At 69.8% G+C, this 11,962-nt stretch carries 9 protein-coding genes and 1 pseudogene; 3 read left to right on the top strand and 7 right to left on the bottom strand.

What is annotated here, in order from left to right; genetic code table 11:
- Positions 1-785: pseudogene (locus DY240_RS01385) on the bottom strand (LuxR C-terminal-related transcriptional regulator); the annotation flags it as partial.
- A gap of 190 nt (positions 786-975) precedes the next feature.
- Here DY240_RS01385 and DY240_RS01380 point away from each other — a divergent pair.
- From DY240_RS01380 to DY240_RS01370, 3 genes are all read left to right on the top strand, one after another.
- Positions 976-3,711, top strand: coding sequence for a cation-translocating P-type ATPase (locus DY240_RS01380; protein WP_119658185.1), 2,736 nt, complete (start codon positions 976-978; stop codon positions 3,709-3,711).
- 5 nt (positions 3,712-3,716) lie between these two features.
- Positions 3,717-4,667, top strand: a complete 951-nt coding sequence (locus DY240_RS01375) for a PPK2 family polyphosphate kinase (RefSeq protein WP_119658184.1) — start codon at positions 3,717-3,719, stop codon at positions 4,665-4,667.
- A gap of 133 nt (positions 4,668-4,800) precedes the next feature.
- Entirely contained in the window at positions 4,801-5,235 is a 435-nt protein-coding gene (locus DY240_RS01370) for a DUF7144 family membrane protein (RefSeq protein WP_119658183.1), read from the top strand.
- 49 nt (positions 5,236-5,284) lie between these two features.
- Here DY240_RS01370 and DY240_RS01365 read toward each other — a convergent pair whose 3' ends face one another.
- The 6 genes from DY240_RS01365 to DY240_RS33645 all read right to left on the bottom strand — a co-directional run.
- Positions 5,285-5,776: a DUF1269 domain-containing protein gene (locus tag DY240_RS01365; RefSeq protein ID WP_119658182.1), complete on the bottom strand. Its 492-nt coding sequence runs from the start codon at positions 5,774-5,776 to the stop codon at positions 5,285-5,287.
- A 209-nt stretch (positions 5,777-5,985) separates the two neighbouring features.
- Positions 5,986-7,830 (bottom strand): glycoside hydrolase family 15 protein, encoded by a 1,845-nt coding sequence (locus tag DY240_RS01360; RefSeq protein ID WP_119658181.1) that lies wholly within the window; start codon positions 7,828-7,830, stop codon positions 5,986-5,988.
- Between the two features lie 307 nt (positions 7,831-8,137).
- A complete protein-coding gene (locus tag DY240_RS01355; protein ID WP_199700574.1) occupies positions 8,138-8,548 on the bottom strand; it encodes a DUF7144 family membrane protein in 411 nt (136 codons plus the stop codon).
- A gap of 157 nt (positions 8,549-8,705) precedes the next feature.
- Positions 8,706-9,242: a DUF1269 domain-containing protein gene (locus tag DY240_RS01350; protein ID WP_199700573.1), complete on the bottom strand. Its 537-nt coding sequence runs from the start codon at positions 9,240-9,242 to the stop codon at positions 8,706-8,708.
- Between the two features lie 117 nt (positions 9,243-9,359).
- Positions 9,360-10,760, bottom strand: coding sequence for an MFS transporter (locus tag DY240_RS01345; protein WP_199700572.1), 1,401 nt, complete (start codon positions 10,758-10,760; stop codon positions 9,360-9,362).
- Between the two features lie 689 nt (positions 10,761-11,449).
- A partial coding sequence (locus tag DY240_RS33645) for a helix-hairpin-helix domain-containing protein (protein ID WP_456077696.1) occupies positions 11,450-11,962 on the bottom strand: 513 nt, incomplete at both ends.

Raw genomic sequence — 11,962 nt, 5'->3', positions numbered from 1 at the left:
GGCCGGGCCTGCGCGGCCCGTACGGCGAGGGCGCCCAGGCGCAGGCCGGCCGCCCACCCGCGCGCCCGCCGCGACGTGGCCGCCACCTGGTCGCCGGGCATCGTCGGCACCAGCGTCGACAACATCCGCTCGGCCTCGTCGGCGACGAACCTGAGCTCGGCGAAGCGCACCTCGCGCAGTTGGCCGCGGGCCCGCAGCCGGTCCATCGGCAGCGGCGGGTCGCGGCGGGAGATGAGGACCACGTGGAGCCACGACGGCAGGTGCTGCAGGAACTGCGCGAGCGTCTCAGCGATCGGGCCGTCGTCCTGCACGAGGTGGAGGTCGTCGACGACGAGCACGACCGGCGGGTCGTCTCGTTCGCCGGCGGCACCGGCGTCGCCGGCGTCCAGGTCGTCCAGCAGCACGCGGACGCCGTCCGCGAGTGTGCCGGGCCGCCTGAACAGCGGGGCCGATCGATCGCCGCAGCCAGGCCGCATCGTCTCGAGCGCGGCCGTGAGGCCGGCCCACAGCTGTGCGCCGTCGCGATCGCTCTCGTCGAGGGAGAGCCATGCCGTCGGGGTGGTCGTCTCGGCGGCCCAAGCGGCCAGCAGCGACGTCTTCCCGGCGCCGGCCGGTGCGACCACCACCGTGAGCGGCGCCGTGACCGCGTCGTCCAGGAGCGCGATCAGGCGGATGCGGCGGACGTAATGATCGGGCCGGGCCGGTGCGCGCAGCTTCGATTTGAACAGCGACGACGCACGGCGTTGCGGTCGGAGCCGGGTGGCGCTGGCGTCGTCGTCGGCCATGATTCACATCCTCCCCCAGGGATGTGGACACCTTCACGGTAGCCCCTGTTCGGCCTGGCGGCGACCCTCCGGGCGGTCCCGCTCACCCCGCGTGGGGTGGGTCCGGCCTACCCCGTCACCGGGCATCGTCGCCACGAGAGTGCGGCCCTCGCGTCCGGACGGAGCCGCACGCGAGGGTGAGGAGAGCTCGATGACAGCGACCGTCGCGACCACCCCGGCCGAGGACCGGACCGAGTGGTACCGGCTCTCCGCGATCGACTCCTGCCGGCGGCTCGGCGTCGATCCAGCGGCGGGTCTGACGGCGGCGGAGGTCGCCGAGCGCCGTGAGACGTACGGACCCAACCGGCTGGCCCAGGCGGCGAAGGAACCGGGCTGGAAGGCGTTCCTGCGCCAGTACCGCGACCTCATGCAGCTGGTCCTGGTCGGTGCGGCCGTGGTCAGCATCGTCGCGCTGCAGGACGTCTCGACCGGCTTGGTGGTGCTGGCCCTGACCGTGATCAACGCGGTCATGGGGCTGCATCAGGAAGGCAAGGCCGCGGAGAGCGTCGCCGCGCTGAGCAAGATGCTGATCATGACGGCGAGTGTGCGCCGCGACGGCCGAGTGACGGAGGTGCCGGCCGAGGAACTGGTGCCAGGTGACGTCGTGAGCTTCGAGGCCGGCGACAAGGTGCCGGCCGACGGCCGCCTGCTGACAGCGGCGACACTGGAGATCGAGGAAGCCGGTCTGACCGGCGAGAGTACCCCCGTCTCCAAGACCGTCGACCCCGTCGACGGCGTCGACGTGCCGCTCGGCGACCGCATCGACATGGCGTACATGAATTCGCAGGTGACCCGCGGTCGTGGCGAGATGGTCGTCACCGCGACCGGCATGGGCACCGAGGTCGGCCACATCTCCGGCATGCTCAGCGCCGTCGAGCAGGAGAAGACGCCGCTCACCAAGCAGCTGGACCAGCTCACCGTGCTCATCACGGTCATGGCGGCCGGTGCGCTGATCGCGATCGTCCTGCTCGGCCTGGCCCGCGGCGAGGACTTCGACTCGCTGTTCCTGGTCGGCATCAGCCTGGCGATCGCCGCGATCCCCACCGGCCTGCCCGCCGTCGTGACCATGTTGCTCTCGATGGGCACGCAGCGGCTGGCGAGCCAAGGCGCCATCGTGAAGCGGCTCCGGTCGGTCGAGACGCTGGGGTCCACGTCGGCCATCTGCTCGGACAAGACCGGCACGCTGACCCTCAACCAGATGACCGCCCGAGCGCTGGTCGTGGCCGGCCGCCGGTTCGACGTCGACGGCGAGGGGTATTCCACGCAGGGCCGCATCATGCGGGTGGCCGGCTCCGGCGACAGCCCTCTCGAGCCGTTCCTGCTGCCGATGGCGCTGGCCAACGATGCGGTCATCCGCGACGGCGCGTGCATCGGCGACCCGACTGAGGGCGCGCTGGTCGTGCTGGCCGAGAAGGGCGGCCTCGACGTCGAGGAGACCAGGCGAACGTATCCGCGGCTGGCGGAGGTGCCGTTCGACGCCGAGTACAAGCTCATGGCCACCTTCCACGAGCTGCGGGAGGACGGCCGGCGGGTCGTCCGGTGCCTGGTCAAGGGTGCTCCCGACGTGCTGTTGGCCCGGTCGTCGTGGTACCTCGCCGACGACGGCACGTCCCGGCCGATGGCCGGCGGCGAGGCGAAGGTCCTGGCCGAGAACGACCGGCTCGCCGGCGAGGGCATGCGGGTTCTGGCCGTGGCGCGGCGCGACTTCGACCCGGTCGACTTCGACCCCTCGTCGGACCTGCTGGCAGTCGTCACCGACCTGGAGCTCCTGGCGCTCGTCGGCATCGTCGACCCGCCACGCAAGGAGGCCAAGGACGCGATCGCCGAGTGCCGGCGCGCGGGTATCCGGGTCCGGATGATCACCGGCGACCACGCCACGACTGCCGCGGCGATCGCCGGGCAGCTGGGTATCGAGGGACGGGCGCTGACCGGGACGGAGTTCGCCGCGCTGCCCGACGACCAGCTCGACCGCGAGGTCGGCGGGATCGGCGTCGTCGCCCGGGTCGCGCCCGAGGACAAGGTGCGGCTGGTCGGAGTCCTCAAGAAGCAGGGCAACGTGGTGGCGATGACCGGCGACGGCGTGAACGACGCCCCGGCGCTCACCCGGGCCGACATCGGCGTCGCGATGGGGATCACCGGCACCGAGGTGACCAAGGACGCTGCGGAGATGATCCTCACCGACGACAACTTCGCGACGATCGTCACCGCCGTCGAGGGTGGGCGGGGCCTGTACGACAACCTGATGAAGTACGTGCGCGTCCAGATGATCATGCTGGCCGGGTTCATCCTGACCTTCCTCGGCGCCGGCATCTTCTCCATCGCGAACGGCACGCCGCTGCTGCCGCTGCAGATCCTGTGGATCAACTTCGCCATCGACGTGCTGCTGGCCGTCGGGCTCGGCTTCGACCAGCCCACACCGGGGCTCATGGACCGGCGGCCTCGCCCCCCGGAGGAACCGGTGATCCGCCCGGCGATGGGCGTCCGCCTCGCAGTCGACGGCCTGCTGATCGCGATCGGCACGCTGGTGGTCGTCGCCGTCGGCGAGGACCGGTACGACCTCGCCGTTGCGACCACGATGGGCCTGACGGCGATCTCGCTGCTGCACATCGTCGCGGCGATGGAATGGCGCGACCCGCTGCGGACGATCTTCACGCGGGACACGCTCGCCAACGGGCGGTTCATCCGGCTCGTACTCGTGGCCGCCGCGCTCACGTTCATCGTGACCGCGATCGGCGCGCTGCAGCGCATCTTCGACACCGTCGAGCTGACGGCCACGCAGTGGGGGATCTGCCTGCTGGCTCCGCTGGGCTACCTCGTGCTCGCGGAGGCCGAGAAGCTGGTCGTCCGGCGGCGCACGGCGCCGGTGCCGGCACCGGCGGAAGGGTGAGGGCCATGAACAGACGCGGCCGGATCGTCGACGCTCTCCGGGTGCGCCCCGGTTCGCCGGCCGGGCTCGCCGAGCGCGACACGCGCTGGTCGGACGGCGGAGAGCTGGGCGGACTGACTGAGCCGCAGCTGGACGCCGCAGCTCGCGTGCTGCTGAAGGAGGGCGTGTCGCAGCTGTCCGACGCGCAGGAACTGCTGTGGGCCAGCGACCGGTACGCCCTGCTGGTGATCTTCCAGGCGATGGATGCCGCCGGCAAGGACTCGGCGATCGAACACGTCATGTCCGGCGTCAACCCCCAGGGCGTCGACGTGGTGGGCTTTCGCACGCCATCGGCGGAGGAACTGGACCACACCTTCCTCTGGCGCATCTCGAAGGCGGTTCCCGAGCGCGGCCGCATCGGGATCTTCAACCGGTCGCACTACGAGGAGGTCATCGCTCTGCGGGTGCACCCGGAGTGGCTGGAGGCGCAGAAGTTGCCCGCGGGCGACCGCGGTCCGGGATTCTGGGCCGACCGCTACACGGACATCAATGCCTTCGAGCACCACCTGGACCGCAACGGCACGAAGGTGGTCAAGTTCTTCCTGCACGTCTCGAAGGACGAGCAGCACCGGCGGTTCATGGCCCGGCTCGACAACCCGAACAAGGAGTGGAAGTTCAACGCCGCCGACGTCGCCGAGCGGGCCCTGTGGCAGGACTACCAGGCCGCCTACGAGGCCGCGCTGTCCGCGACCTCGACCGACTGGGCGCCTTGGTACGTCGTGCCGGCCGACCAGAAGAGCGTGACGCAGGCGCTCGTCGCCGCCGTCATCCTCGAGACCATCGCGGACATGGGCCTGCGCTGGCCGGCCGTGTCCGCCGCCGTCCACGAGGCCAACGCCCGTGCCCGGAAGGTCCTCGAGGCCGAGCAGCCTTCTCCGTCACCTCGCCGCGGCGATCAGGCGGCTCTGCGCGGCTGAGCGCCCCCGATCGGCCCGCTCGACGCGGTCACCCTCCAAGGGTGATGCGCTCCTCGCCACCGGAGGGGATCGTCGGGAGCAGCCCGGCGCGAACCGCATGCCGGCATCGATCGCCGCCGAAGGCAGGTGCGAGATGACCGATCCCTTCACTCAGGGAGAGACGCAGACCGACTACCGCGAGCCGAGTGCATGGGCCGTCGGCTGGACCGTCTTCGCCGCCGTCATGATGGTCATGATCGGCGTGTTCCACGCGATCGCCGGGCTGGTCGCGATCTTCGACGACGACTTCTTCACGCAGGTCAGGGAGTACGTCTTCGATTTCGATGCGGACACCTGGGGCTGGATCCACCTCATCCTCGGCATCGTGCTGGTGATCGCCGGCGCCGCCTTGTTCACCGGGTCCGTCGCGGCGCGCACCGTGGGTGTGATCCTGGCCGCACTGAGCATGCTCGCGGCGTTCGCGTGGCTGCCGTACTACCCACTGTGGTCGCTGGCGATCATCGCTGTCGCCGTCAGCGTCGTCTGGGCGCTCACCGTCCATGGCCGGGACATCACCGTCGGCAGCTGACCCGGCGACGCCGACGAACGGACCGGCCGAGGTCTCGGCAACCACTGGCTCACTCGGCGAACGCCTCACGCAGTGCCTGCTCCTGCTCGTTGGACAGGTTGGTCGCGATGAGGTCCGGCCGCAGCCCGGAGGATGCGAAGGCATCCTTGACCTTGTCCTCCACCGCGCCGCTGGTGAGCGCGAAGAGCGCAGACGTCCCCGGCGTCACCTGCTCGCGAGCCTGCCGGATGAAGTCGTCGTCGATGCCGACGTCGGTCAACGCACCACCTGCGGCCCCTGCGGCTGCCCCGACCGCCGCGCCCAGGAGCGGAATGAAGAAGATCAGGCCGAACAGGAACCCCCAGAAGGCACCACCCAACGCGGCCGCGCCGGTGACGCCACTGAGCTGGCGTGTCTTGGGCTTCTTCCTTCCCTCCTCCCACGACACCGTCGCGGCGTCGTGGACCTGAATGAGCTCCTGCTTCTGCAGGGACCGGAGCAGATCGGTCGCTCGGTCGGCACCGGCCGGGTCATCGAACTTCCACACTGTCAGCGTTGCCATGCGAGTCTCCTTCCTCGAGACGAATCGCCGTGCCTCGTCGTGGTCGGCCCGCCGGTTCGGACGCGCTCGATCCACACCCTGGGAATGTGGCGAGGACACGGGTGGGGCACCACCACCCACGTCGGGGTGGTTCGCGGTGACCCCGTGACCGCCACCATCGAGATGTCGTTTCGACTGGTGATCAGAAGTACGCGCATGTGGACCTGCGATCACCCCGCGACAAGGGGATCGAGCGTAGTGGCGGCCGTGATGAGGGCCAGGTGACTGAATGCCTGGGGGAAGTTGCCGAGCTGCTCGCCGGTGCTGCCGATCTCCTCGCCGTACAACCCGAGATGATTCGAGTACGTCAGCATCTTCTCGAAGGTCAGCCTGGCGTCGTCGAGCCGTCCCGACTTGGCGAGTGCGTCGACGTACCAGAAGGTGCACATCGAGAACGTGCCCTCGCTGCCGCGCAGACCGTCGGGCGACGCGCTCGGATCGTAACGGTAGACCAGACTGTCCGACACCAGCTCGTCGTCCATCGCTCGGAGGGTCGACCGCCACATCGGGTCGCGCGGCGAGACGAATCCCACCATCGGCAGGTAGAGGTTGGCCGCGTCGAGCACCGACGTGTCGTAATGCTGCACGAAGGCCTGCCGGTTCTCGTCCCAGGCCCTGTCCATGACCTGTCGGTAGATCGCATCGCGGGCGGCGGCCCAGCGGGACAGGTCGGCCGGCCGTGCGCGTCGCGTCGCCATCCGAATCGCCCGGTCGAAGGCCACCCACGACATCACCCGCCCGTAGGTGAAGTGCTGGCGGCCGCCGCGGGTCTCCCAGATCCCGTCGTCGGGGGAGTCCCAGTGGTCGTATAGCCAGTCGACGAGGCGCGTGATGCTCTCCCAGCCACGATGCGTCAGCGGCAGACCGTTCGCGTCGCCGAGCTCGACCGAATCGAGGGCCTCGCCGTAGATGTCGAGCTGCAGCTGGTCGAACGCGCCGTTCCCGATGCGAACCGGCCGGGATTCGCGCCATCCCGAGAGGTGGCCGAGAACCTCTTCCGCGAGGTCGGACGATCCGTCCACGCGGTACATGATCTTGAGTGGTGATGCGTGATCACCGCCGGCGGAGTCGACCGCTTCGCCGACCCGGTCACCCAGCCATTGCAGGAACGCCTCGGCCTCGGCGGCATATCCCAGACCCAGCAGGGCATAGATGGAGAACGACCCGTCGCGGACCCAGGTGTAACGGTAGTCCCAGTTGCGTTCTCCGCCCACCTGCTCGGGTAGGCCGGCCGTCGGTGCGGCCACCACCGCACCGGTTGGCGCGTATGTCAGCAGCTTCAACGTCATCGCGGACCGCTCCACCTGCTCGCGCCAACGGCCCCGGTACCGCGAGCTGCCGACCCATCGCCGCCAGAAGTCTCGGGTGTCTTCGAATATCGTGAGGATCTCCTCCCGCGTGAGTTCCCGCGGCGGGCCCTCCGGTGCCGTCTCCAGGACGATTCCGCCGACGTCACCGGCGGAGCCGGTCACGACCGCGCGGAACCCGTCACCACTCCCTGACAGCCGTGCCGGCTCCGCGGTGGCGCCATCCGCGCGACGGACGACATGAACGGCGACGTCGGGACCGTCTGCGCCGTGGAACACCACTCCTGAGTCGGTGATCTCGGTCTTGTGCGACCCCCTGCCGTAGTCGAAGCGCGGCTGGCAGTCGATGACGAACCGTATCTGCCCTCGGACGACGCGGACGACTCGGACGATGCGGTGACGACTGGTGGCGGAGCCCTGGAGCACGGGCATGAAGTCGATGACCTCGCCCACACCCTCCGACGTGAGGAACCGCGTGATCAGAATCGCGGTACCGGGAAGATAGAGCTGCTTGCTCTGCCAGCCGTCGTGGTCGGGCGCTACCCGGAAGTAGCCACCCCTCTCGGCGTCCAGCAGCGAGGCGAAGACGCTGGGCGAGTCGAACCGGGGGCTGCAGAACCAGTCGATCGTGCCGTCGCGCGCCACCAGCGCGCTGGTCTGGAGGTCGCCGATCAGCCCGTGCTCTTCGATGGGTGGATAGCGGTTCATGGGTGCTCCCGATGCCTCGAGGGTTCGCTGGTCGTCTGCATGCTCAGGTGCCGATCGTGCTGCCCGATCGGGTGGCGCGGCACCACCCGTGGGGGGTGGAGCCTCACCCGTCCGCGGGTGGTGCGCGCCCACCCGCGTCGAGGCGACGGTCAGCGCCACTCACCAGGCGATCGCGTCAGGGAGGACTGACTCATGCTGAGCGCTGCTGGATGGGGGACCGGAGAGCTGTGATCGACGACACCGAGTTCCAGCGCGCGAAGGCGCAAGCGCTGTCGAGCCGACCCTGATCCGGCCGCGCCGAGAGAAGTCAGCGCTGGAATACGCCGGACCTGACGATCGCCCAGATCACCACGACGTCGATGGCGATGATGAGCAGCGACCAGAACGGGTAGTGCGGAATGAACAGGAAGTTCGCGATCGCACTGAGGCCGGCGAGCACCACGGCCACGCCACCGGCCACCGCGCTGCCTGTGAACAGGTATCCGCCCGCGAGCGCGACCAGCACGCCCAGAATGAGGTGTACCCAGCCCCACGCCGTGAGATCGACGCCGAACGTGTAGTTCTCCACGGTGACGAAGAACTCGTCGTCCATGATGGCGACCAGGCCTTGGAGAGCCTGGAACACACCGATCATGATCATGACGGTGCCGGCGAACACCACACCTGCGGCGACCCAGCCCGAGGCTTCGGGCGTGCGCATCGTTTGCTGCTCGGTCATGGTCGGCACTCCCCGTTCATTCCGCGGTGACCGGCCCCGCGAACTGCCGTGCGCGGGTGCCGGCCTCGGTCGGCCGCACACGGCAACGATCATCCTCTGGTGGCGGCCGTGGCATCACCCGCCGCGGGTGATGCCACCGGTACACGGCCAGCGCGGATCAGTCGTGCCGCGCCTCGGCGAAGGCCTCCTTGAGCAGCTCCTCCTGCTCATCGCTGATGGTGACGTCGAGGAGTTCGGCGTTGATCCCGGACTCGTCGAGCGCCTGGATGATCTCACCGCTTGCCGCGTCGCTGGTCAGGGCGAACAGTGCCGAGGTGCCCGGAGTCACACGGTCGCGGATCTGCCGGATGAAGTCGTCGTCGATGCCGACGTCGGCGAGCGACTGGCCGAGAGCGTCGGCAGCCGGGCCCAGCGCGGCGCCGAGAAGTGGGACGAAGAACAGCGTGCCGAAGAGCAGTCCCCAGAAGGTGCCGCCCAGCGCGCCACTGTGCGCGACGCTCGCCAGATGGTGGGTCCTCGGCTTCTCCCGATCGTGCGGCCAGGACACCGTGGCGGCGTCGTGGATGCGCCCGACGTCCCGCGTTCTCATCGATTCCAGCAGCGCGACCGAGTGATCGGCAACGGCCGGATCGTCGAACGTCCAGACGGTGAAGGTCGCCATCGTCGTCTCCAGCCGGCCGGCGGTCGATTGCACACACCGAGCGTCCCGGCCGCGAACGGCGTGTGGATCACCCGGGCCGGGTGACCCACACGCCGGTGCGCTCGGGGCCGCCCGAGCACGCCGAGGCGACTCTCGCGATTCGAACGTCTGTCATCCACTCGACCGGCGCCGCGACGGCAAGCGCAGGGCGGCCAGCAGGCCGATCAGCCCGGCTGCGGCGAGGACGGACATGGCCAGGCCGTAGGCTCGCTCCGGCGTGGCGGTGAGCCCGGCCACGAGCACGGTGCCGGCGATCGCCGTCCCGAGGGTCGAGCCGAGGTTCGAGATGCTGCGTGACAGTCCGGAGATCTCGCCCTGCAGATCCTCGCCGAAGCTGGACTGCACGACGTTGACTGACGGCGTCAGCATCGCGCCGAGCCCGAGACCGATGAGCAGCAGGCCGGGCGCGAAGGCCCACACCGACGGCGAGCCGACGACCATGAGGAGCAGGACGCCGATGCCTGCGATCGTGATGGCGAACCCGGCCACGATGAGCGTCCGCTGGGCGCGGCGCCTGGCCAGACGCTCGGCCGCCAGCGACGACATCAACAGCCCGGCGGTGGCGGCGGTGAAGATCAGGCCGGTCTCGATGGCGTTGTAGCCCCGTATCACCTGCAGGAACGTCGCCACGACGAACGAGGACCCCATGAGCAGCAGCCACTGAGCGTTCTGCGTCACCAGTCCGAGGTTCGCCGTCCGGTTACGGAACACCGCCGTCGACAGCAGAGCCTCCTCGCCGGCCCGTTCCTTGGCCCGGATGGACAGCAGGAACCCCGCGAGGACGAGCGCGCCGACCACCAGCAGCACCAGCATCAGCCACGTGTTGTCGTCGGCGGCCAGGATGCCGGTGACCAGAAGGATCAGGCCGGTCGCCGAGAGCGCCGCGCCGCGGATGTCGAAGGGGCGGTTCGGCTCCGGCGGCAGCGGGTCGCGCAGGTCGCGGCTCATCCAGATGATCGCCACGATCACCAGCGTCTGGAACACGAACGCCGCCCGCCAGCTGATGGCCGACGTGATCAAGCCGCCGATCAGAGGGCCGGCGGCGCCGCCGATGCCGCCGAGTGCGCTGATGACGCCGAACGCTCGCGCTCGCGAGGTCACCCCCGTGAACAGCAACGTCGCCAGTATGTAGACCGGCGGGATCAGCAGCGCCGTGCCGATGCCCTCGAGGATCGAGTTGCCGAGGATCAGCACCCCGAGTCCGGGTGCCGCCGCGCTCAGCAGGGCGCCGACGCCATAGATGATCAAGCCGGCCATGAAGCACCGTTTCCGGCCGTACCTGTCGGTCAGCTTGCCGCCAGGGATCATCAGTGCCGCCATCACCAGGAGGAAGATCGTGATGGCCACTTGCACGCCCTGCACCGTCGTGTCGAGGTCGCGGCTGATGTCGTTGATCATCACGTTCATGTTCGAGCCGGCGAAGCTGCAGATGAACTGCGCCAGCGCGAGCGGGACCAGGACCCGGCGCAACGCCTTCGATGGTCGCCCCGACGACGTCGTGTTCTCGACCACGATGCACCCCCTTGCCGGGGAGATCGCCGGCGACCCGGCCCGGCGGATGGCCATCGCAGGACACGCTCCACGGCTGTCTCGATGCTGTCACGATCGGTCTCCGCCAACCAGAGTGTCGGGGCGGCTTCACCCCTCCGGGGTGAGTCGGCGGCCTGGTGTGAGCCGACGCTGATATTGCCGACGCTGCGGCCCGGCAGGTGATGCCGTCGCGGCCTGGATGGGTGAGGGATCCGCGTCGTCCTGGCTACCCGGATCCTTCACCCATCAGCGGCCTGCGGCTCGTCGTCATCGGCACCGGGGGTCGACGGCGACAAGACCGGTGCGCCCGGCCTGGCTGGCACCACCCGGCTGGGTTCGTCGGCACGGTGAGGGGGCCACGGCCGCGCGCGTGGCGGTCGGCACGATGTCGGCTCCATCGCGAACGCCAGCGACCTTCCCACCGGCACGACCAACGTCGGCTCACAGCCTGGCGCCGGAGGTGAGATTGCGAGCGGGACGTACTCGGTGCTTGGGGCTCGTTCGGTTCTCACCGTCTATCGGAAGTTTCGGCTGCGTCCGGTGGTGGTGAGGTGGAGTGGGGTGAGGCGGCCGGCGAGGAGGTTGGTGGCGCCGTCGGAGCGTTCGAGGGTGCCGTCGATGAGCAGGGCGTTGGAGCTCAGGGCGATGCGGCGTTGTCTCTCCCAGATTGNCAGGGCGTTGGAGCTCAGGGCGATGCGGCGTTGTCTCTCCCAGATTGTGGCGGGGCAGATGACGTTGATCATGCCGGTCTCGTCTTCGAGGTTGAGGAACACGACGCCGCCGGCGGTGGGTGGGCGTTGGCGGTGGGTGACGAGCCCGGCGACGCGGACGCGTTGCCCGGCGCGCAGCGTGGGCAGGTCGCCGGCGGGGGTGGCGCCGGCGGCGGTGAGGTGGTCGCGGATGTGCTGGACGGGGTGGCTGTCGGGGGAGACGCCGGTGGCCCAGAGGTCGGCGAAGGTCTGCTCGACCGCGGTCATGGCCGGTAGCGGGGGTGGGGTGATGTCGCTGGGGGTGGTGCCGGGGAGTTGGTCGGCGCGGATGTGGGCGACGGCGCCGGCCTTCCAGAGCGCGGCGCGGCGGTCCAGGCCGAAGCAGGCGAACGCGCCGGCGGTGGCGAGGGCGTCGAGGGCGGGGTGGGGGACGTCGGCGCGGCGGACGAGGTCGGCGAGGTCGGTGTAGGGGCG

Origin of the sequence: Jiangella rhizosphaerae, assembly GCF_003579925.1 — a bacterium.
GTDB classification, from domain to species: domain Bacteria; phylum Actinomycetota; class Actinomycetes; order Jiangellales; family Jiangellaceae; genus Jiangella; species Jiangella rhizosphaerae.
The sequence above is the reverse complement of the archived record's forward strand: the minus strand, read 5'-3'. Positions and strand labels throughout refer to the sequence as shown.

What these genes read in the sequence shown, in the direction of transcription:
- DY240_RS01370 (WP_119658183.1), top strand. Translation starts at nt 4,801, where the DNA reads ATGACCGATCCCTTCACTCAGGGAGAGACGCAGACCGACTACCGCGAG.
- DY240_RS01365 (WP_119658182.1), bottom strand. Translation starts at nt 5,776, where the DNA reads ATGGCAACGCTGACAGTGTGGAAGTTCGATGACCCGGCCGGTGCCGAC.
- DY240_RS01380 (WP_119658185.1), top strand. Translation starts at nt 976, where the DNA reads ATGACAGCGACCGTCGCGACCACCCCGGCCGAGGACCGGACCGAGTGG.
- DY240_RS01355 (WP_199700574.1), bottom strand. Translation starts at nt 8,548, where the DNA reads ATGACCGAGCAGCAAACGATGCGCACGCCCGAAGCCTCGGGCTGGGTC.
- DY240_RS01360 (WP_119658181.1), bottom strand. Translation starts at nt 7,830, where the DNA reads ATGAACCGCTATCCACCCATCGAAGAGCACGGGCTGATCGGCGACCTC.
- DY240_RS01375 (WP_119658184.1), top strand. Translation starts at nt 3,717, where the DNA reads ATGAACAGACGCGGCCGGATCGTCGACGCTCTCCGGGTGCGCCCCGGT.